The sequence below is a fragment of the Actinoplanes missouriensis 431 genome (genome assembly GCF_000284295.1).
In the GTDB taxonomy this organism is placed as follows: domain Bacteria; phylum Actinomycetota; class Actinomycetes; order Mycobacteriales; family Micromonosporaceae; genus Actinoplanes; species Actinoplanes missouriensis.
Window position 1 is genome coordinate 956,610 of the sequence record NC_017093.1, and the last position, 20,628, is coordinate 977,237.

A 20,628-nucleotide genomic window follows, 5' to 3' on the forward strand; every position below is an offset into this window, starting at 1 on the left:
TCCGGCAATTCGCTATTCCCAAGGATAAGATGTGATTGAGAGGATTCCATGTCCAGGTTGAGGCGGATGATGGCGGCCGCAGTCGTCGGGGTATCGCTCATCGGGTCGCTGGTCCCCTCAGCGGCGCTGGCGGGGACGCGACTGGACGACCCGGTCATCAAGCTGAGGCCGCTGACTGCCAAGGGCGGCGGTTGCCCGGGCACGTCGACCGTCGCCACCAGCGTGCCGGACGAGACCGCGTTCTCCGTGAGCTTCAGCGAGTTCAAGGTGACGGGCGGCAGCTACGAGAACTGCAAGGTCGACATTCAGGTCATCATTCCTGCGGGCTGGACGTATTCGGTGTACGAGGTCAGCAATCGGGGATACGGCGTTCTCGACAAAGGGGCGTCCGGCCGGATTCTGATGACCTCGTGGTTCACCGGTTTCCCGTGGACCCTGAAGGCGGACCAGACGTTCAAAGGACCGTACGACGACTTCTGGCAGACGGACAGTGTCGCCAATGCGGTGATCTACGCCCCGTGCGGCGCGTCGACCAACCTGACGCTCAACACCACGTTGCGGGTCTCCGGGCCCACAACGAGTTCGATGGAGTTGTTCGCGCAGGACGCGCGGGTCTCGACGACATTCCTCTTGAAATGGAAGCAGTGCTAATTCACGCAAGACCAATGTAAAAGGAGTTCTGATGTTCCGTACCAAGAAGGCGGCGGCAGTCCTTGCCGGGGCGCTGCTCGGATCGCTTCTCCCGGTGGCGGCTCAGGCGGCGCCCGCGGCACCGATGATCACCCTCAAGGTCATGAGTGCCTTCGGCAGCGGCTGTCCGAGCGGTACCACCGACGCCCAGCCCACCGAGGACAACACCGCGTTCAGCCTGGCCTACAGCGCGTTCCGGGTGTACGGCAACGACTACAAGAGCTGCAAGGTCTCGGTCCGGGTGTCCGTACCCCAGGGCTGGACCTATGCGGTCACCTCGGTGATCAACCGGGTGACGCCCGACCTGGACAACCAGTCGTCGGCCAAGTTGCAGATGAACGCGTGGTTCACCGGAAGCCCGTGGAACGCGTCGGCCACCGATTCGATCAACGGTCCGGACGACGAGCTCTGGACCACGACGAGCACCGCCCACAGCCTCATCTACGCGCCGTGCAACAGAACACTCGACGTGAACGTCAACAACACGCTGCGGGTCAACGGCAAGGCATCGAGTTCCGCGGAACTGATCGACACCGACACGCAGGCGTCGACGGTCTTCAACCTCTCCTGGAAGCAGTGCTGACATGCGACCACCGGCCGGCCGGCGACGGGACTTCCCGTGGCCGGCCGGCCGGCGCGCTGTCCGGAAAACGCCGAAAAACGACCAAGGGGGTACCGTGCCCGGACTGAAGATCATCGTGACGGCGCTCGTCGGCACGTCCCTGCTGGTGCCGGCGAGCTCGGCAAGTTCCGTGCCACCCAGAGCTGACCCGCAGCTCACCATCAGTGTGCTCAACGCGTTCGGTAGCGGCTGCCCAGGAAAGACCACCAGTGTGGAACCGTTGCCGTCCGGGTCGTTCACGCTGCGATACCGAGGCTTCTCAGTCGCCGGCAACGACTACAAGAGCTGCCGCCTCATCGCGCGGGTGAAGGCTGCGTCCGGATGGAGCTTCTCGCTCCCTTCGGTGACCAATCAGGCCACCGTCGCCCTCGACGGGACCTCGACCGCGACCGTGATCACGGCCATGTGGTTCACCGGCTTCCCGTGGACCGTGCGCGACGTCAAGAAAACGAAGGGCCCGCAGACCGGCGCCTGGAACACCAGCGCTGTCCCCCGCAAGGCGGCGTGGTCACCCTGCGGCGCATCGTTGGACCTGTCCGTCGCTGAAACGGTGCGCACCACCGGGAGCCGCGCGAGCAAGGCCAGCCTCGTGGCGACCACCTTCGGCCTCCCGAAGTGGCGGCGATGCTGAGCTGAGGACCGGACGCGCGCCGCATCGCGACGCGCGTGCTCTCACCCCGTACCCCTCAGGGCAGTTGGATCGGCAGTTTGATGCCCGCAAGGGCATCCTTGCAGGGACAGGAACGCTCGGCAGGGAGCTTGACCACCGCGTCCAGGAGGACCTCGCGCAGGCGGGCCGTGTTCTCCCCGAAGACCCGGAAAACCTCCTCGTGGGTGACGCCGTGGTCGCCCTCGACGCCCGCGTCCAGGTCGGTGACCAGGGCGATCGCGGTGTAGCAGAGCTCCAGCTCGCGGGCCAGGAGCGCTTCCGGGTGGCCGGTCATGTTGACGATCGTGCCGCCGATCGCGGTGAACCAGCGGGACTCGGCGCGGGTGGAGAAGCGCGGCCCCTCGACGACCACCATCGTGCCGCCGTCGACGGCCTTCACCCGCTCGGCGGAATCCAGCACCGTGGCGCGGCCGGCCGGACAGTACGGATCGGCGAACGACACGTGGACCGCGCCCGCGTCATAGTAGGTCTGCTCGCGCCCGCTCGTCCGGTCGATCAGCTGGTCCGGCACCACGAACGTGCCCGGACCGAGCTCGGGCCGCAGGCCGCCGACCGCGCACGGGGCGACGATCTGGCGCACGCCGAGCGAGCGCAGCGCCCACAGGTTGGCACGGTACGGGATCTTGTGCGGCGGGAACCGGTGATCACGCCCGTGCCGCGGCAGGAACGCCACCCGGCGCCCGCCCACGTCAGCCACGGTGATCTTGTCGGACGGCGCGCCGTAGGGCGTGCTCACCTCGAACTCGGTGGCGTCGTCGAGAAGCGCGTACAGCCCCGATCCGCCGATGACGCCGATCTCTGCTGCCGTAGGTGGCGGGTTCATGTCCAGACCTTATCCGTGGCCGGAAACGCAAGCTAATGTGCGAGTCATGGCTACGTCGAGCGGACGGCGGGATGCACGTGTTCGGTGAGGGGCAGCGGGTTGGAGGCCGGTCGGTGGAGTCGATGACCGGGCAACTGCTCGTGGCCACCCCGACCTTGAAAGACCCCAATTTCGACCGTACGGTCGTGCTGCTGGTCGCCCATGAGACCGGTGGCGCCCTCGGTGTCGTCCTGAACCGGGCGACCGAGGTTCCGGTCGCCGAGGTCCTCGGGAACTGGGGTGAGCTGGCCGGCGACCCGGCGGTGCTCTTCGAGGGCGGCCCGGTGCAGCCCGAGTCCGCCATCTGCCTGGCCCGGACTCGTCCCGAGGTGAAGAAGAGGGTGTCCGGGTTCCACCCGGTCAGCGGCGCTCTCGGCACCCTCGACCTCTCCGCCGACCCGGACCGCATGCGGGAGAACGTCGCCGGCATCCGGGTCTTCGCCGGTTACTCCGGCTGGTCCGCCGGCCAGCTCGAGGAGGAGATCGCGGCCGGCTCGTGGTTCGTCTTCGACGCCCTCCCCGGCGATCCCTTCGTGGAGCGGCCGGACGACCTGTGGGCCATGGTCCTCCGCAGACAGGGCGACATCCTGGCTGCTGTCGCCCACTTCCCGCCGGACCCGACCCTCAACTGAGGGGGTGCCGTGAAGGGCTCCGGCGGAGTGTGTAATATTTCCAGCGTGCCCGGGGGAAACGCCGGGGACGAAAGCAAGGGGCTGTGGCGCAGCTGGTAGCGCACCACACTGGCAGTGTGGGGGTCAGGGGTTCGAGTCCCCTCAGCTCCACCCTTGCGAACGCCCGGACTTCGGTCCGGGCGTTTTTCGTTCTGCCCCTCCTGCGGCCACCGCGCTGCTCGCCCTGCCCCGGTCAGCGGCTTGCCCAGATGTCTCGGCCCACGGTTATCGGGAAGGCGGGGCCGGTCTGCTCCGGGCGCCATCCGCGCTCCCGGCCCCGGCGGACCACCTCGGCGACGATGGAGGGGACCACCGGTGTGCTGGGTGGGCCGATCCAGTCGGCCGGTGTGGTGTCGGGCATGGTGGCGAGCAGGACGGCGCCTCGGCGGTCGGCCTGTTCCACCGCGAAGGAGAGCGGCGCCGGGCGGGATGGGCGTTTCCGCACGCGCCACCGGTATGTGACGCCATCCACCGTGATCAGACGGGATCCTTTCCGCACCAGAGCCATATGTCGATCCATGCCCAGCCGGGGGCGGTGGCAATCAGGAGTCGGTGGAGTCATCGTCCAGGGACTTCTTCAGCTCCTCCAGGTCGGCGGTCTCCGAGGCGGTGATGAAGGCGTTCATCGACACCTGGAGGGTGGCCGTCCGGCCGGAGCCCCGGGTCATCGCCGCGCTCTCGATCAGCAGGGCCCGGGGCTGGGTGGTCTGGAGCTGCTTGATGAACTTGGTCAGGTTCGTGACCGTACCGGTGGCGTTGATGTTGATGGGTAGCTCGGTGACCGTGCCGGCGTCGGTGGAGGTCGCCGGATCGGCCGCGGTGTAGGCGTTGACCCGGACGCTCAGGTCGGTTCCGAGGGTCTGCAGCCGCCGCAGGAAGGCGGGGATCTCGTTGGTGTTGCTGACCTGCGGCAGGGCCTCCTGATAGGTCGCCAGGTCGGCCATGTACTCGTCGAGGTCCTCGGCCCGCTTCTTCTGCTCCGAGTATTTGCTGTTCAGGCTGCTCACCTGGACGGTGATGGTGCCGGCCTGCTCACGTTCCGAGTCGGCGTCGGCGTACTTCGGCTTGATCACGATGAACCAGCTGGCGATGATCATGGCGGCCATCAGCGAGATGCCGCCGATGAGCCAGATGCTGTCGACGCGTCGGGCGTTCATCACTTTCCCTCGCTCGGGCAGAGGTGGTCGTCGTCCACGAAGCGGCCGCAGAGCGCCTCGTCGGTGATGTAGAGGGAGATGCTGAACGACGCGGCCTTGGTGTCGTCGGTGATGGTGCTGACGAAGGGCTTGGAGAGGTCCTTCGTGTCGGCGAGCGCGTCGAGGTAGTCCGCGATGATCTTCTTGGTCTTCGCCTTGCCGGTGAGGAGCACCTCGCCGACGGTGCCGCTCACCTCCGTCGTGCCGGTGTTCTCGTTGTTCAGCGACGGCGTGATCTCGTTGATCGTCACGTCGTGGTCGTCGGCCTTGTCGAGGACCAGGTTGATCAGGTTCGCCCAGGAGAGGTCGTTCCCGAGGACCGCGGTCAGCTCCTTGGTGAGCAGGGCCTGGCCGTTCTCGACCTTGATCAGGGCCTGCACCCGCTCGTTCTGCTGCTGGTCCCGCCGCACGTCGGTGAGCTGTGTGAAGGCGGCGTCGTTGAGCGCGCGGGCCTCGTCGAGATCCTGCACCGCGTACCAGTACCAGCTGCCGAGCAGGGCCAGCACCAGTGCCAGCGAGACCAGGATGAAGCCCCTGGTACGCCGTGCGCGCCGGTTGTCCCGGATCTCCGGTGGCAGCAGGTCCGCCCGGATGCTGAGCACCCGGGCCGCCTGTTGCGGTGAGACCGAGGGGTCCACTGGCATCAGGACCGTGGTCATCGGGTCGCTCCCAGGGTGAGGCCGATCGACACCGCCGCCGACGGCACGAAACTGTCGAATCCGCGTTCCCGTGCCCGCCGGGTGTCGCGCAGGCGGGCCGTGCTGTCCGCGTACATCACCGCGACACCGAGCTGTTCCTGCAGGTGCTCGGCGAGGCCGGGCATCAGCGCGCTGCCGCCGCAGAGCGAGACCCGGGTGACCTGCTTCTGCCGTTCGCCCGAGGCGAGATACGTGAACGAGCTGCGCAGTTCGCTGGAGAGTGACCGGACCGCGTCGGTCAGCGCCGTGACGGTGTCCGGGTTGCCGTCGCCGTGCATGCCGAACCGGCATTTGAGCGTCTCGGCCTCGGTCACGTCGATGCCGAGCCGGGTGGCGATGCTCTCGGTGATCTCGGCGCCGCCGCGCGGCAGGGTCCGCACGAAGAGCGGTTCCCCGTCCGCGTGCACCACGACGCTGGTGATGTTGGCGCCGATGTCGACGATCGCCTCGACCTGGGCGTCCAGCCGCGACGCGGAGCGCAGCAGCGCGAACGACGCGAGGTCGACGTCGTTGACCTGCAGGCCGGCCTTCTGCACCGCCTGCACCAGGGTCACCACCGCGTCCTTCGGCATGGCGATCAACAGACCGCGTACGGTCGGATTGTCGCCCGGTTCCTCCAGCGGGTAGAAGTCCAGCAGCGAGCGTTCGACCGCGAGTGGCAGGGCCTCCTTGACCTGGAACGGCAGGGCCTGCTTCATCTGGTTGGCGGGCAGGTTGGCGATGGACATCTCGCGTACCACCAGCTGGGGGTTGGTGACGCCGAGGCTGACCTTCTTGGTGCCGAACTTGCACGCCGCCCAGAGCTGCTTGAGCGCCGACGTGACCACGACCGGGTCCTGGATCACGCCGCCGGAGACGGTGCCGGCCGGCAACGGGTACTGCCCGAAATTGGTGAGCGTGTACTCGTCCTTGGAGCGGCGAACCTCGACGGCCCGGATGGAGGACGAGCCGATGTCGAGCCCGATCGGTGGTGCGCCAGCCATCGAGGTTCCTTCCCGGGAGATTCAGACGAGCAGCAGATTGCTGTACCAACCACTGACCGGCGCCGCGGCGAAGACCGCGAGAAAAGCGCCGGCCAGCATGTACGGGCCGAACGGGATCCTGGTTTTCCGGCTTGCCAGCTTGAGCGCGAGCAGGACGGCGCCGACCATCCCGCCGAGCAGGAAGGCGGCGAACGCGCCGATCGCGACCGCGCTCCAGCCGAGCCAGCCGAGGTAGAAGCCGAGCAGCGGGGCGAGCTTCACGTCGCCACCGCCCAGGCCCCAGAGGGAGAGGACCCGGTAGAAGAGGTAGAGCAGGGCGGCGGCGACCAGGCCCCGGAGCACCGCGCCGGGGTCGCCGGCGGCCAGGGAGACCGGGATCAGCAGGGCGGCGGCCACCGCGTACGAGGGAAGAACGATCCGGTCGGGCAGTCGCATGACGTCCAGGTCGATGAGCGACAGGGCGATCGCGACGGCGGCGAGGTAGAGGTAGGCGGGCAGCTCCCAGGACCAGCCGAACCGGGTGCCGACCGCTACGAACAGTGCTGCCGTTCCGGCCTCGACGAGCGGGTACCGGGCGCTGATCGGAGCGTGGCAGTCGGCGCACCGGCCGCGCAGCAGCAACCAGCCGAGCACCGGCACGTTGTGCCGGGCCCGGACCGGGTTGCCGCAGTGCGGGCAGTGCGAACCGGGCCGCACCAGCGACTCGCCGCGCGGCACCCGGTAGATCACGACGTTGAGGAACGAGCCCACCGCGAGACCGAGCACCCCGACGAGGCAGAGCAGCATCAGCGTCTCCGTCATGTCGTTCCTCTCGGCTCGCGGCGGGCGTTACTGCAAGATCACTTGCAGGTGGTGAGGGACAGCTCCTTGCTGGCGGTCTTGACCGAACCGCCGGTGGAGCTGTCGTAGAGGTACCACTTGTCGCTGCCGCCGGTGTTGTTGGCGCAGATGTAGTAGGCGGTGGTGCCGTTCGGGACGTAGGCCAGCTGAGTCTTGTCGGAGAGCGTGATGGTGGCCTTGGTGCCGGTGCCGATGGCCGGCAGCTCCAGCGAGGTGACGTTGCCGGTGGCGGTGGCGGTGGCCGCCGCGGTCGGGTACGCGTTGCCGTTGTTGGTGTAGTACTGCTCCACCGCGCTGATCGCGCCCCGGACGTCGGACTGCGCCGACTTGTCCGCCGCACCCTGGCGGTAGTTCAGGTAGACCGGGACCGCGATGGCGACCAGGACACCGATGATCACCACGACCACGAGAAGCTCGATCAGGGTGAAGCCTTCGTCGTCCTTCTTGGCGCGCAGCTCGGCGATGACGTCCTGCATTTCGGGGTGCCTCCAGGGCGTGTGAGGGTGGGGTGGGGAAGGGGCGGTGCGAAGCCGGCCGTCGGGAGCGGCCGGGGGGTTCGTGGATCAGCTCGTCTGGATGTTCTGGTAGATCGTGAACATCGGCAGGTAGAGGCAGACGACCATGCCGCCGACCACGGCGCCCATGATGAGCACCATGATCGGTTCGATCGACGCGGTCAGGGATTCGGCTGCCTCGTCGACCTCTCTGTCGTAGAAGTCGGCAACCTTGTCCAGCATCTGACTGATCTGGCCGCTTTCTTCACCGACTTCGATCATCTGGGTGACCATCTCGGGGAAGATCTTGTGGTTGCGCAGCGCGGAGGACATCGGCTGACCGTCACGGACGGCGGCCTGGACGTCCTTCATCGCGACGTTGATGACCTCGTTGCCGGTGGTCTCGCCGACCACGGACAGCGCCTGCATGACGGGCACGCCGACGTTGAGCAGGAGCCCCAGGTTGCGGGAGAACCGGCTCATCGCCAGTTTGCGCAGCAGCGGCCCGAAGACCGGCATGCGCAGCTTGAGCCCGTCGATCCGGAACCGGAACTCGGGACTGGTCCGCATCTGGTGCTTGTAGATGATGCTCGTGGCCACCCCGACGCCGATGATCAGCGGGCCGATCCAGACCATGTTGTGGCTGGCCGTGACGAGGAACTGGGTGATCGCCGGCAGTTCGCCACCGAGGCTTTTGAACATCGACTCGAAGATCGGGACGATGAAGATCAAAACCGCGGCGATGAGTACGAAGGTGAACCCCAGCACGATCGCCGGATAGGTGAGCGCGCCCTTGATCTTGCCGCGGAGCGCGGTGTCCTTCTCCAGACTCTCCGCGATCTGCACCAGAGCCTTGTCGATCATGCCGCCGGTCTCGCCGGCCCGGATCATGGCGATCATCAGCCGGGGGAAGACCCGGTCGTGCTTGGCCATCGAGGAGGAGAGCGCCCCGCCACCGGCGACGTCGGCGCGTACCTCGGCGATCGCCTTTTTCAGCGGCACCGACGAGGTCTGCTCCTCGAGAATCGCGAGCGATCGCAGCAGCGACATGCCGGACGCGGTCATCGTGGCGAACTGGCGGGCGAACACCGCGAGGTCCTTGAGCTTGACCCGGTTGCCCAGGCCAGGGATCTTGAGCTCGCGTTGCAGGCCCTGCCCGGCCAGGGTCAGCCCGAGCGGCACCTCGCCACGCTGGCGCAGCATGTGGGTGGCGGCGGCCTCGTTCGGCGCCTCGATCGTGCCCTTGGACTTCTTCCCGTGGGCATCGATGGTGTTGTAGTTGAAGGTCTTGGTGGCCGGCATGACATCACGCCCGTCCCACGAGCCGCTTGAGCTCGTCCGGTGAGTGGCTGATCTCCAGCGCGGTCTGCATGGTGATCGCGCCCTCCCGAATCTTCTCGGCCAGGTGCTGATCGAAGGCGAGCATGCCCTCGCTCGCGCCGGCCTGCATGAACGACGGGATCTGGTGCGACTTGCCTTCGCGGATCAGGCTGCGGATGGCCGGGGTCGCGGTGAGGATCTCGGCGACCACCACCCGCCCCTTGCCGTCGGCCTTCGGCGCCAGCGCCTGGGTGATGACGCCCTGCAGGCTGGCGGCCAGCTGGGCGCGGATCTGCAGCTGCTGGTGCGGCGGGAAGATGTCGATGACCCGATCGATGGTCTGGGTTGCGCTCTGCGTGTGCAGCGTCGCCAGCACCAGGTGACCGGTCTCCGCGGCGGTCAGCGCGGTCGCGGTCGTCTCCAGGTCACGCAGCTCGCCGACCAGGATGATGTCCGGGTCCTGCCGTAGCGCGTGCTTGAGCGCGGTGGCGAAGTTCTCGGTGTCCGAGCCGACCTCGCGCTGGTTGACCACGCTGCGCTTGTGCGGGTGCAGGAACTCGATCGGGTCCTCGATCGTGATGATGTGGTTGGCCCGGCTCCGGTTCGCCAGGTCGAGCAGTGAGGCCAGCGTGGTGGTCTTGCCGGAACCGGTCGGGCCGGTCACCAGCACCAGGCCGCGGGGCAGGTGGGCGAAACGGGCCACCGACTCCGGCATGCCGAGCTCGTCCAGCGGTTTGATCTTGTGTGGGATGGCCCGGAAGACCGCGCCGCAGGAGGCCCGCTGCCGGTAGAGGTTGCCGCGGAACCGGGAGACGCCGACGATGCTGTGCGCGAAGTCCATCTCCTGGACGCGCTGGAATGTCTCCCACTGCGCCGGGGTGACCGCCGCGCGGGCCAGCAGCTCGGTGTCCGAGGCGTTCAGCTTGCCGTAGCCGGGCACCGGCCGCAGCCCGCCGTCGACCCGCATCATCGGCGGCGAGCCGACGGTCAGGTGCAGGTCGGAGCCGCGTGACTCCACCAGAGTGACGAGCAACTGGTCGAGCACGTCCAGATCGTCCGAGGTGGCGGCCGTCTCGGGCGGCCGAACCTGCTCGATCGTGTCCATCTCTCGCTCCCAGTCCTTTCACTGTCCGATGCCTGTTGAATCGGCACGGCGGGGACGCGCTTTAGTGATGGCCCGCCACCGGTCAGACCGCCACCCGGGAGACCTCCCGGATCGAGGTCAGCCCGCCGGCGGCTTTGGCCAGGCCGTCGGAGCGCAGGTCGTACATGCCCTGGGCCAGGGCGGCCTCGCGGATCTCGCCGGCCGAGGCCCGCCGGATGGTCATCGACTCGATCTCCGCGGTCACCGGCATCACCTCGTGCAGCGCGATCCGGCCCTTGTAACCGGTGTTCGCGCAGTTGCGGCAGCCGACCGGCCGGTACAGCACCTCGGGGTAGGCCAGGTCCTCCATCGGCCAGCGGGCGGCCATGATCTCCTCCTCGGTCGGCGCGTACGCCTCCTTGCACCAGTCGCAGATCCGCCGGGCCAGCCGCTGTGCCAGCACGCAGTCCAGCGACGAGCCGACCAGGAACGGCTCGATGCCCATCTCGGTGAGCCGGGTGACCGCACCCGGCGCGTCGTTGGTGTGCAGGGTGGAGAGCAAGAGGTGGCCGGTGAGCGCGGCCTCGACCGCGATCTGCGCGGTGTTGCCGTCCCGGATCTCGCCGATCAGCACCACGTCCGGGTCGGTCCGCAGGATCGCCGGCAGCACCGAGGCGAACGTCAGCCCGGCCTTCGCGTTGACCTGCACCTGGTTGATCCCGCGCAACCGGTACTCGACCGGGTCCTCCACGGTGATCACGTTGATCTCCGGCCGGCTGATCTTGCCGAGGGTGGCGTAGAGCGTGGTGGACTTGCCGGAGCCGGTCGGGCCGGTGACCAGGACCATGCCGTGCGGTTTGGTGAACGAAGCGCTGAACCGGTCCAGGTTGTGCTGGGTGAAGCCCAGCTTCGAGAGGTCCAGGTCGATGCCGCCGGTGTCCAGGACGCGGAGCACGATCTTCTCGCCCCAGACCGTGGGCAGCGTCGCGGTACGCAGGTCGACGGTCCGGTCCCGGATAAGCGCGCTGATCCGGCCGTTCTGCGGCAGCCGCTTCTCGGTGATGTCGACGCCAGACATGATCTTTATACGCGAGGTGAGCGCGGCCATCACGCCGCGCGGCACGATGTCCAGCTCGTGCAGCACGCCGTCGATCCGGTACCGCACCCGCATGTCGTCCTCGGTCGGCTCCAGGTGCAGGTCGGAGGCGCGGTTCATGACGGCCTGCTCGATCAGGCTGTTCACGTACCTGACGATCGGCGCGTCCTCGGTGCTGGTGGCCTGCGCGGACATGGCCGAGTCCTCGACCTCGTCGGCCAGGTCGGCGAGGTCGGCGCCCTCGCGCTGGAGGCGTTCGATGATCCGGCGAACCTCGCTGCGGGCCACCACGACCGGGCGGATGGTCATGCCGGTCGCCGCGCGCACGTCGTCCAGCGCCACCACGTCGGCCGGGTCGGTCACACCGACGACCAGCTCGCCGTCGTTGATGGCGAGGCCGAGGACCCGGTGACGCAGCACCACCGGCAGCGGGATGCGCTTGAGCGCTGTCGGGTCCGGAGTGAAACCGACCAGGTCCAGCGTGTTGATGCCGAACGCGGCGGCCGCGGCCTTGGTGAGCTGCTCCTCGGTGACCACCTGGTCGTTGATCAGGACAGCGCGTACCGACCGTCCGCTGCGCTGCGCCTCATCGGCTGCCGCATCAACCGCGTGCGGGTCGACGCCGATCTGCTTGAGGGCATCGAGCAGCGGGCGGAACGTTTGATCCATCGAGTCCTCCGACGGACCCATCGGACGTCGCACCGGATTGCTGAGTCACCCCGTGTGCCGGAACGTCCGGCGATAGGCGGAAGGTGCCACTCCGATCGTGGCGTGCAGATGCTGCCGCAATGCGGTCGCGCTGCCCAGTCCGGCCCGCCGGGCCACCGCCTCCACGCCGAGGTCGGTGGACTCCAGCAGGAGGCGGGCCTGCTCCACCCGCCGGCGCAGCAGCCACTGCCGGGGACTGAGCCCGGTCTCGTCCCGGAAGCGCCGGGTGAACGTGCGCACGCTCATCCGCGCGTGCGCCGCCATCTCCTCCAGGCTCACCGGCTCGGCCAGCCGTTCCAGCACCCAGGCCCGGGTCGCCTCGGTGCCTCTGCCGGCTGCGGACGGCACCGGCCGCTCGATGAACTGGGCCTGGCCGCCGTCCCGCCAGGGCGGCACCACGCACCGGCGGGCCGCCCGGTTGGCCACCTCGCTGCCGTGGTCGGCTCGCACGATGTGCAGGCAGAGGTCGATCCCGGCGCCGACGCCGGCCGAGGTCAGCACGTCGCCGTCGTCCATGAAGAGCACGTCGAAGTCCCATCCGACGCCCGGGTAGAGCCGGCGCAGAACCCGCTCATAGGCCCAGTGGCTGGCCGCCGGACGCCCGTCGAGCAGGCCGGCCGCGGCCAGGACCGACGCGGAGGTGCAGATCGAGACGATCCGGGCGCCCCGTTCGGCGGCGGCGCGCAGCGCGTCCCGGATCTCCGGATCGATGGTCCCGTCCAGGATCGGTCCGACGCCGTGGACGCCGGGCACCACCACGGTGCCGGCGATCCGCAGCGTCTCCAGGCCGTGGTCGGGGATCACGGTGAAGCCGGCCGAGCTGCGAACCGGGCCGGGACCGCAGACCCGTACGTCGTAGAGAAGCTCGTCGTCGGCGCGGCGGGCGGACCGGAACACCTGCACGGGCGTGCCCAGGTCGAAAGCGACCACACCCTCCAACGCCAGGACGGCGACGATATGCACAGCCTTCAGTCCGATCTTGGGTGGTGGGCGGGGAGGTTGGATGGCATGGCTCGATTCTTGCGCATCATGGCCTCCCGGCCACTCGATCGGTGGTGCCGGATTCCGCAGAATCCGGGTGTGAGACGAATCCACCCCGCTTGGACCGTGGCCGCGGTGACCTTCATCGCGCTGATCGGCGCGGCCGGTTTCCGCGCCACCCCGTCCGTCCTGCTCCAGCCGCTGCACGACGAGTTCGGCTGGTCACTCGGCACCATCTCGGCCGCCGTGTCGGTGAACCTGCTGCTCTACGGCCTGACCGCCCCGTTCGCCGCCGCCCTGATGGACAGGTTCGGCATCCGGCGGGTCGCGGCGGCGGCGCTGCTGCTCGTCTCGGCCGGCTCCGGGCTGACCCTGTGGATGTCACAGAGCTGGCAGCTGATGCTCTGCTGGGGCGTCCTGGTCGGCCTCGGCACCGGGTCGCTCGCCCTCGGATTCGTCGCCACCATCACTGGGCGCTGGTTCGTCAAGCACCGCGGCCTGGTCACCGGCGTGCTCACGGCGGGCGGCGCGACCGGCAACCTGATCTTCCTGCCGGTGCTGTCCCGGATCGCCGGGTCGGACGGGTGGCGGACGGCCGCTCTGACCGTCTCGGTGGCGGCGCTTCTCGTCGTACCCCTGATTTATTGGCGGTTGAGAGATTTTCCGGCCGACCTGGGGGTGACCGCCTACGGAGGCATCGGCGCTTCCCGGATCGACCAACCCCGAGGCGCAGCCCGCACCGCGTTGCGCGGACTGCGGGACGCCGCGCGGACCCGAGCGTTCTGGCTGCTGGCGGGCGGGTTCGCGATCTGCGGCGCGACCACCAACGGGCTGGTCGGCACGCACTTCATCCCGGCCGCGCACGACCACGGCATGCCGCAGACCACCGCGGCCGGCCTGCTCGCCCTGGTCGGCGTCTTCGACATCGTCGGCACCATCGCGTCCGGCTGGTTGACCGACCGGGTGGACAGCCGGATCCTGCTCGGCGGTTACTACTTCCTGCGCGGGCTGTCGCTGCTGGTGCTGCCGTCCATCCTGGCCGCGACCGCGCACCCGAGCATGCTGGTCTTCATCCTCTTCTACGGCCTGGACTGGGTGGCGACGGTGCCGCCGACGGTCACGCTCTGCCGGGAGTACTTCGGCGCGGCCGGCCCGATCGTCTTCGGCTGGGTCTTCGCCTCGCACCAGTTCGGTGCGGCGATCGCGGCCACCGCGGCCGGCCTGGTCCGCGATCAGCTCGGTGCGTACACGATGGCCTGGTACGGCGCGGGGGCCCTGGCCATCCTCGCCTCGGTGCTCAGCCTGATGCTCTTCGCCGGCAAGAAGATCAAGACCATCTCGCCCGATCTGGGCCTAGCCGTCAAAACCAAAGCCGTCAAAACCAAAGCCGTCAAAACCAAAGCCGTCAAAACCAAAGCCGTCAGGGCGTGACCCGGACGACCTCCAGCAGCCCGCTCAGCACCAGGATCTGCCGGACGTTGGCGCTGGGGTGGGCCAGCCGGAACGCGATCGACTTGTCCCGGGCGCGCTGAAAACCGGAGATCAGGGCGCCGAGACCGGTCGAGTCGATGAACGCCACACCTGCCATGTCCACCACGATCTCGCGCGGGCGGCTCGCCACCGCTTCGCCCAGCACGACCCGCAGCCGCTCCACGGTCAGAATGTCGATCTCGCCCTGCAGCGTCACCGTGGCCGTGCCGTCGGCGACATCCAGACTCGTCACGATCTCATCAGTCACCGGGGAGCCTTCCGTCTCGAGCGCGTGCCCGCTTTGCGTTGGCGGGGGTTCCACGTACGGTAATCGGCATCACCAACACGTGAGGAGCACAGTGTGCCGATCCGTGGCGGCCTGCCGCCGCGCAACCCCCGCTTCGTGGGCCGGGAGGAATTGCTGACCCGGGTGCGCGGTCTGCTCGGCAACGGTCCGGTGGTGCTGCTGCCGAGCCCGGATCACCAGCTCGGCGGTACCGGACGTACCCAATTGGCGGTGGAATATGCCTATCGCCTCGCCGACACCTACGACCTCGTCTGGTGGATCCCGGCCGAGCAGAACGCCGGGATGCGGGCCGCGCTCGCCGGTCTGGCACAGCAGCTCGGCATCCCGGAGGCGCGTGATCTGAACCGGACACTCGGCGCGGTGCGCGACGCGCTGAGCCGGGGCGAGCCGTACCGCAACTGGCTCGTCGTCTTCGAGAACGCGAACCGGCCCGAGGACATCATGCCGTACCTGCCGAGCGGCGCCGGGCACGTGCTGGTGACCAGCCGGAACCCACGATGGACGGCCGAGGTGGCACAGGCGCTGCCGGTGCCGGTCTTCGACCGGACGGACAGTGTGGACCTGCTGCGCGCCCGGGCGCCGGAGCTGTCCGCGGCCGACGCCGAGGAGCTGGCGTCCCGTCTCGACGACGTGCCGATGGCGCTGGACCTGGCCGCCGCGGTGCGCGAGGCCGCCGGCTGGCCGCTGAGCGAGTACCTGCGCCGGTACGACGAGCGGGCCGCCGAGCTGGCCTTCCCCACCCCGATCCGGGTGGCCTGGGGACTGGCCGCCGAGGCGCTCGGCGAGGACGCGCCGGCCGACCGGGTCCTGCTGGAGCTCTGCACGTTCCTGGCCAGCGCGCCGATTTCCTGGCGACTGCTCTGGGCGGCGCGCACCCTGCCGCTGGAGGGTGAGGTCGCCCGCACGGTCCGGGTCGAGCGCCGGCTGCGGGCCGCGATGCGCCGGATCGGCCGCTTCGGCCTGGCCGACCTGGATCCGGCCGGCGAGAGCCTCACCGTGCACCCGCTGGTCCGGGGCATGTTCGGTCAGGAGCTCAGCTCGGAGCGGCACGCCGCGCTGCTGCGCACGGTCCGCGGGATGCTGGCGGCCGCCGACCCGGGCGACCCGGACAACCCGGCCGGCTGGTACCGGTACGCCGAGCTGGCGCCGCACCTGATCCACTCCGACCTGCTCGGCGGCGACGCCGAGGAGGTTCGTCAGCTGGTCATCAACTGCATCCGGTTCCACTTCGCCCGGGGTGACTACGACTCCAGCCGGGACCTGGCGTCGTCGGCGGTGGCCCGCTGGCGTGACGCGCTCGGCGAGACGGCCGAGCAGACGCTTCTCGCCGCGTTCCATCTGGCGAACGCGTTGCGGGCGGTGGGGCGTACCTCGGATGCCCGGAACCTGAACCTGCAGACGCTGCGCACCCAGCGCGAGGTCTTCGGCGCCGACGACGAGGCGACCCTGGCGACCGCCAACAGCGTCGGCGGCGACCTGCGGATGCAGGGCCACTTCGGGCAGGCCCGGCAGCTCGACGCGGACAACCTGGTCCGCTACCGGCGGCTGTTCGGCGAGAGCTTCCCGACCGCGCTGCGCTGTGCCAACAACCTCGCCGCCGACCTGCGGCTGCTCGGCGACTTCCGGGGCGCCCGGACGATCGACGAGCAGGTGCTCCGGCACCGGCAGGCGATCTTCGTGGACGGCCACCCGGAGACGCTGTCGTCCCGCACCGGCCTCGCCTTCGACCTGTACGGGCTGGGCGACTTCGCCGCCGCCGCGGCGGTGCTCGCCGGCCAGCCGTCCGGACGGGTGCCCGCCGACCACCCGTTCGCGCTCTGGGCCGGCCGGTTCGCCGCGATGGCGGCCCGCCGCCGGGGGCAGCCCGAGGCCCGCGAGCTGGCCGCCGCCAACTTCGCGGCGTGCCGGCAGAAATTCGGTGACCTGAGCGTCGACACGCTCGCCGCCGCGGTCTCGCTGGCGCACTGCGCCCGCGCCGAGGGCGACCTGACCGGCGCTCACGAGCTGCTGGAACGGGCGGTGATCCGCTACCACGCGGTGCTCGGCGACGAGCATCCGTTCACGCTTGCCGCCTCGGCCGGGCTGGCCGCCGTGGTCCGCGCGGCAGGCCGGTACGCCGAGGCCCGCACCATCGACCATGAGGTGCTCGGTGGCCTGCGGCGCAGTGTCGGCGCCGACCATCCGTTCACGCTGAGCTGCGCGAACGGGTACGCGGCGGACCTGGCCGCGGCCGGCGAGGCGCAACCGGCCCGGGAGCTGGCCGCGGACACCCTGCGCCGATCCCGTCAGGTGCGCGGCGTGGACCACCCGGACACGGCGGCCTGCGCGTGGAACCTGGCGCTCGGTGACGGCGACGAGGCGGCACGGCAGCAGGCGCTGGACGCGCTGGCGAAGGCGTTCGGCGACGGCCACCCGGTGTTCCGGAGGACCGCCGAAGGCGTTCGCCTGGAGACCGACATCGATCTCCCGCCGCTCTGAGCTGAGCCGCGCGTCTAAGCAGCGCGTTCCGAGACCAGCGCCTCCTGATCCAGCCGCGAGGTCACCTCGTCGGCCGGCATCGGGCGGGCGAAGTGGTAACCCTGCGCCCGCCCGGCGCCGAGCCCGCGCAGCCAGTCCGCCTGCGCGGCGTCCTCGACGCCCTCGGCGACCGGGGCCAGGTCGAAGGTGCGGGCGATGTGCAGCACGGCCTCGGCCACCGACGCACCGCCGCTGGACGGCATGCCCTGCACGAACGAGCGGTCGATCTTGACGACGTCGACCGGGAGGGTGCTCAGGTGGCTCAGCGACGAGAAACCGGTGCCGAAGTCGTCCAGGGCCAGCCGCACGCCGAGGGACTTGAGCCCGCCGAGGACCCGGGCCGACTCGTCCAGGTCGGTGAGCGCCACCGATTCGGTGAGTTCCAGCACCAGGTCGTTCGGGGGCAGGCCGGTGCGGTCCAGGATCTCGCGTACCTCGTCGATCAGCCGGGGGTTGCCGAGCTGCGACGCGGAGAGGTTGACGTTGAGCTCGAATCCGGGGAACTGCCGCTGCCAGGCGATCGCCTGCCGGCAGGACTCCTCCAGGACCCAGCCGCCGATCCGGGGGAGCAGGCCGAGGGACTCGGCGAGGTCGAGGAAGTCGGCCGGCGGGATCAGGCCGTACTCCGGGTGCCGCCAGCGGATCAGCGCCTCCACGCCGACGGTCCGGTCGTCCCCGGCCAGGTCGACGATCGGCTGGTAGTAGACCTCGAACTCGCCGGCGTCCAGCCCGCGCAGCAGGTCGGCCTCGGCACGGCGGCGAGCCTCGGCGGCGGCGAAGCGCACCGGGTCGAACCGCCGGGCGACCCCGCCACCCTCCTGCTTGGCCCGGAAGAGCGCCTGGTCGGCGCGGCGCAGCACGGAGTCGAGGCGCTCGTTGCGGCCGGCCACCGCGACGCCCGCGCTGACGCGCACGCTCATCGGGATACCGGCCACGGTGAGCGGCCGGTGCAGCTCGGTCAGGACCCGCTCGGCGACGGCGATCGCCGCCTGCTCGTCCTCGACACCGGGCAGCAGCACGGCGAACTCGTCGCCGTCGAGCCGGGCCACCGTGTCGCCGGCCCGGACGTTCGTGGAGAGCCGGTCGGCGGCGGCGCGCAGCAGGTTGTCGCCGATCTCGTGCCCGTGGAACTCGTTGAGCGCCTTGAACCCGTCCAGGTCCACGATCACCACGGCGGTCTGCGCGCGGGACGGCTCGTGCAGCACGCCGTCGGCGTACTCCAGGAACATCCGGCGGTTGCCGAGGCCGGTCAGCGAGTCGCGGAACGCGTGCTGGGCGAGCAGGCTCTGCTGCCGGGAGAGGTCGGCGCTGACTCGCCTGCCGAGGTACTCCCGGGCCAGGACCGCGATCGCCACCAGCAGCACCAGGCCGACCGCGGTCGGGGTGAGCTCGCCGTGCAGCTGGCGGAACCCGGCGGTGACAAGCGCGGCAGCGGTGACCGCCGTGCGCAGCGCCGGCCGTCCGCCGTCCAGCAGCAGGACGGCGAGGCCCAGGCAGAGCGCCGCGAGCAGCGGCACGACGTGCCCACCGGGGTGCGCCCCCGGGTAGGGACCGCCCTCGGCGGGCCAGGCGAGCAGGACGAGCGAGGCGATCACGACGGTGTCGTCGACACCGACCCGTACCCGATCCAAGAATGCGTGACGACCCACGAGCCACCTCCGGCGAGTCGTATCGGTCCGCCGGCGGTGCAGATGAGTTATCCGGCGAGCCAATCGGCGAGCTCGTCCACCGGGGCCTCGGGAACGGCCAGGGCGGCGGCCTTCACCAGCTCCGGCCGGGAGCGCAGGCTCGGGCGCGGGGAGACCAGGGCGAGGCCCGCCCAGGTGAGGTCCTGGTCGCGGTCCTTCTCAAGATCAATGTGGTACGCCGTGACAGCGGCCCCCGCATCACCCCGGACACAAGCGGAGTCTCCGGCCGACACGCCGCCCGCCGGGTCGTCGTCGTCCCGCCGCAGGTACGCCCGGGCCAGGCGCAGCCGGGGACTGTTCTCCAGGGCCCGGCCCACCACGTGCGCCGGCATCGACGGCACCGGCGGTGGCGGCCGGCCCTCCCGCCAGGCCGCGGCCAGGGCGGCGGTGTCCTCCGGCGCCACGGTCAGGTTCCGCAGCCGCCAGCGCAGGTGATGATCGGTGCGGGCCAGGTCGGCCAGCCGGACCGCCTCCGGGTCGACCGGCTCGTCCAGCCACGGCCGGACCTCGTCGAGCAGCGCCGTCACGAACCGCGCGCCGGCCGGCGTCAGCTCGCCACCGGCGAGCAGCCGCCGCGCCGCATCGGCGACCGCGACCCGCCAGCGGGCGAACTCGAACGCCGCGCCGGGGTCGTCCGCGTGCGCCAGCTCGGTTCGCCAGTACCGGGTGACGGCCAGATAGGCGTAGGTGCCGTGGAGCACGCCGGAGGCCGGTCTCGGATCGTCGCGCCAGGGCGAATAACCGCTGCCGCCACCGGGTGCGACCAGGTCGAACAGCAGGTTCGTGGCGTTCAGCACGCTGTGCACGGTCTCGTGCAGCAGGCCGACCGCGAGCGCGGTGGCGTCCGCCGGGGCCGACATGGCGACAGCGCCGAACGCCTCCGAGGAGGTGGCGCTGATCCCCTCGGCGGACGGGTCGGGGCGGACCGGGACGATCACCCGGAGGATCGCGGCGAGCATCTCGGCGGCCGGGCGGTGCCGGGTCACCAGGGTCCGCCAGGCGTCGTCGAGGCAGCGCTGCCAGTGGTCGCGCTCGGCCCCGGTGAGCGGCTCGGACGGCGGCAGGCCGAACTCGTGCCGCAGCGGGCTGGAGTCGTCCACCCGTACCCGCAGATGAAGGTCGTGGGAAACGGCCGTGAGCGGACGTCCCTGGATCTCGACGTCCTCGGCCCGGTCGCCGGCGCGCAGTGCGCGGGCGGCCCAGAGGCTCGTCATCGGATCGGCGATCAGCCGGTTCGCCTCGTCCGGGCCGGCCGCGAGGATCCGGGAGTACCACGCGGGGGCGGCCGGATGCCGGCGCCGGAGCTCGCGCAGCAGCAGGAGGGTCCGGCTCACCTGGGCGCGGCGCAGCGTGTCGAGGGTGCCGGCGTCCGGACGGCCGGCGCCGAGGGCGGCGAGAGCGGCGTCGCTGAGCTGGAAGGCCGGGGAACGCATCCGCGGGTCAGATGGCGGAGTTGAAGCCGGCGATCGGCTCACCGGGCCGATCCAGCTCGTCGGTGACCCGGCGCAGGGCGTGGGCGAGGGCCGAGTCGTCGGTCGCGACGAGCTCCGCGAGGGTGGCGCGGGAGACGTCGATCAGCACGGATCGCCACTGCTCCGGCGTCTCTCCGCCGTCCTGACCTGCCTCCACGGGCATCTCCTCCGGTCCTGCCTCGGTCTCGGTCGATGCGTTGCCGCAAGGTTACGGCGGTCGTCGGGTCGGGTGACCGGCGGGAGTCACTACCGTGGGTGC

Annotated in this window: 21 protein-coding genes and 1 tRNA gene; 7 read left to right on the forward strand and 15 right to left on the reverse strand. The window is 70.1% G+C overall.

Going from position 1 to position 20,628, the window contains the following annotated elements:
* Positions 1-69: 69 nt before the first annotated feature.
* The 3 genes from AMIS_RS04485 (at position 70) to AMIS_RS04495 (ending at position 1,943) form a co-directional block, all read left to right on the forward strand.
* Positions 70-651: a DUF4360 domain-containing protein gene (locus tag AMIS_RS04485; protein WP_172666563.1), complete on the forward strand. Its 582-nt coding sequence runs from the start codon at positions 70-72 to the stop codon at positions 649-651.
* A gap of 31 nt (positions 652-682) precedes the next feature.
* Positions 683-1,273, forward strand: coding sequence for a DUF4360 domain-containing protein (locus AMIS_RS04490; RefSeq protein ID WP_014441011.1), 591 nt, complete (start codon positions 683-685; stop codon positions 1,271-1,273).
* Positions 1,274-1,367: 94 nt separating this feature from the next.
* Positions 1,368-1,943: a DUF4360 domain-containing protein gene (locus AMIS_RS04495; protein WP_014441012.1), complete on the forward strand. Its 576-nt coding sequence runs from the start codon at positions 1,368-1,370 to the stop codon at positions 1,941-1,943.
* 55 nt (positions 1,944-1,998) lie between these two features.
* Here the strand turns inward: AMIS_RS04495 and AMIS_RS04500 are convergent, their stop codons facing one another.
* Positions 1,999-2,805 (reverse strand): S-methyl-5'-thioadenosine phosphorylase, encoded by an 807-nt coding sequence (locus AMIS_RS04500; protein ID WP_014441013.1) that lies wholly within the window; start codon positions 2,803-2,805, stop codon positions 1,999-2,001.
* Positions 2,806-2,876: 71 nt separating this feature from the next.
* Here AMIS_RS04500 and AMIS_RS04505 point away from each other — a divergent pair, with 71 nt between their 5' ends.
* Both AMIS_RS04505 and AMIS_RS04510 read left to right on the forward strand, forming a co-directional pair.
* Positions 2,877-3,476: a YqgE/AlgH family protein gene (locus AMIS_RS04505; protein WP_014441014.1), complete on the forward strand. Its 600-nt coding sequence runs from the start codon at positions 2,877-2,879 to the stop codon at positions 3,474-3,476.
* Between the two features lie 77 nt (positions 3,477-3,553).
* Positions 3,554-3,626, forward strand: a tRNA-Ala gene (locus AMIS_RS04510).
* A gap of 82 nt (positions 3,627-3,708) precedes the next feature.
* Here AMIS_RS04510 and AMIS_RS04515 read toward each other — a convergent pair.
* The 10 genes from AMIS_RS04515 to AMIS_RS04560 form a co-directional block, all read right to left on the reverse strand.
* Complete coding sequence (locus tag AMIS_RS04515) at positions 3,709-3,960, reverse strand: hypothetical protein (RefSeq protein ID WP_231859231.1); 252 nt, start codon at positions 3,958-3,960, stop codon at positions 3,709-3,711.
* Between the two features lie 97 nt (positions 3,961-4,057).
* Positions 4,058-4,672, reverse strand: coding sequence for a type 4a pilus biogenesis protein PilO (gene pilO, locus AMIS_RS04520; RefSeq protein WP_014441016.1), 615 nt, complete (start codon positions 4,670-4,672; stop codon positions 4,058-4,060).
* The gene (locus AMIS_RS04525; protein WP_014441017.1) at positions 4,672-5,370 is read right to left on the reverse strand and encodes a hypothetical protein; all 699 of its coding nucleotides are present in this window, start codon (positions 5,368-5,370) and stop codon (positions 4,672-4,674) included. Before AMIS_RS04525 ends, pilO begins: the two co-directional genes overlap by 1 nt.
* Positions 5,367-6,392 carry a type IV pilus assembly protein PilM gene (pilM, locus tag AMIS_RS04530; RefSeq protein WP_014441018.1) on the reverse strand — a complete coding sequence of 342 codons (1,026 nt, stop codon included), beginning with the start codon at positions 6,390-6,392 and terminating at the stop codon, positions 5,367-5,369. Before pilM ends, AMIS_RS04525 begins: the two co-directional genes overlap by 4 nt.
* Positions 6,393-6,413: 21 nt before the next feature.
* Positions 6,414-7,193 (reverse strand): prepilin peptidase, encoded by a 780-nt coding sequence (locus AMIS_RS04535; RefSeq protein WP_014441019.1) that lies wholly within the window; start codon positions 7,191-7,193, stop codon positions 6,414-6,416.
* A 38-nt stretch (positions 7,194-7,231) separates the two neighbouring features.
* The gene (locus tag AMIS_RS04540; protein WP_014441020.1) at positions 7,232-7,708 is read right to left on the reverse strand and encodes a prepilin-type N-terminal cleavage/methylation domain-containing protein; all 477 of its coding nucleotides are present in this window, start codon (positions 7,706-7,708) and stop codon (positions 7,232-7,234) included.
* An 87-nt stretch (positions 7,709-7,795) separates the two neighbouring features.
* Positions 7,796-9,028 (reverse strand): type II secretion system F family protein, encoded by a 1,233-nt coding sequence (locus AMIS_RS04545; RefSeq protein ID WP_014441021.1) that lies wholly within the window; start codon positions 9,026-9,028, stop codon positions 7,796-7,798.
* A gap of 4 nt (positions 9,029-9,032) precedes the next feature.
* Positions 9,033-10,151 carry a type IV pilus twitching motility protein PilT gene (locus tag AMIS_RS04550; RefSeq protein ID WP_014441022.1) on the reverse strand — a complete coding sequence of 373 codons (1,119 nt, stop codon included), beginning with the start codon at positions 10,149-10,151 and terminating at the stop codon, positions 9,033-9,035.
* An 82-nt stretch (positions 10,152-10,233) separates the two neighbouring features.
* Positions 10,234-11,895 carry a GspE/PulE family protein gene (locus AMIS_RS04555; protein ID WP_041830505.1) on the reverse strand — a complete coding sequence of 554 codons (1,662 nt, stop codon included), beginning with the start codon at positions 11,893-11,895 and terminating at the stop codon, positions 10,234-10,236.
* A gap of 45 nt (positions 11,896-11,940) precedes the next feature.
* The gene (locus AMIS_RS04560) at positions 11,941-12,897 is read right to left on the reverse strand and encodes a GlxA family transcriptional regulator (protein WP_014441024.1); all 957 of its coding nucleotides are present in this window, start codon (positions 12,895-12,897) and stop codon (positions 11,941-11,943) included.
* Between the two features lie 66 nt (positions 12,898-12,963).
* Here AMIS_RS04560 and AMIS_RS04565 point away from each other — a divergent pair, with 66 nt between their 5' ends.
* Positions 12,964-14,346: an MFS transporter gene (locus AMIS_RS04565; RefSeq protein WP_083888565.1), complete on the forward strand. Its 1,383-nt coding sequence runs from the start codon at positions 12,964-12,966 to the stop codon at positions 14,344-14,346.
* Here AMIS_RS04565 and AMIS_RS04570 read toward each other — a convergent pair.
* Positions 14,336-14,653, reverse strand: coding sequence for an STAS domain-containing protein (locus AMIS_RS04570; RefSeq protein WP_014441026.1), 318 nt, complete (start codon positions 14,651-14,653; stop codon positions 14,336-14,338). The two genes, AMIS_RS04565 and AMIS_RS04570, sit on opposite strands and share 11 nt — an antisense overlap.
* Positions 14,654-14,746: 93 nt before the next feature.
* Between AMIS_RS04570 and fxsT the strand changes: the two genes are divergently transcribed.
* A complete protein-coding gene (fxsT, locus tag AMIS_RS04575) occupies positions 14,747-17,170 on the forward strand; it encodes an FxSxx-COOH system tetratricopeptide repeat protein (RefSeq protein ID WP_014441027.1) in 2,424 nt (807 codons plus the stop codon).
* 14 nt (positions 17,171-17,184) lie between these two features.
* Here fxsT and AMIS_RS04580 read toward each other — a convergent pair whose 3' ends face one another.
* From AMIS_RS04580 to fxsA, 3 genes are read right to left on the reverse strand one after another with little or no spacing between them, the layout of a single operon-like run.
* Positions 17,185-18,858 carry a putative bifunctional diguanylate cyclase/phosphodiesterase gene (locus tag AMIS_RS04580; RefSeq protein ID WP_014441028.1) on the reverse strand — a complete coding sequence of 558 codons (1,674 nt, stop codon included), beginning with the start codon at positions 18,856-18,858 and terminating at the stop codon, positions 17,185-17,187.
* 47 nt (positions 18,859-18,905) lie between these two features.
* On the reverse strand, positions 18,906-20,330 hold the full coding sequence (locus AMIS_RS04585; protein ID WP_014441029.1) for an aKG-HExxH-type peptide beta-hydroxylase: 1,425 nt from the start codon (positions 20,328-20,330) through the stop codon (positions 18,906-18,908).
* A gap of 7 nt (positions 20,331-20,337) precedes the next feature.
* The gene (gene fxsA / locus AMIS_RS04590; RefSeq protein ID WP_014441030.1) at positions 20,338-20,532 is read right to left on the reverse strand and encodes an FxSxx-COOH cyclophane-containing RiPP peptide; all 195 of its coding nucleotides are present in this window, start codon (positions 20,530-20,532) and stop codon (positions 20,338-20,340) included.
* Positions 20,533-20,628 lie beyond the last annotated feature (96 nt).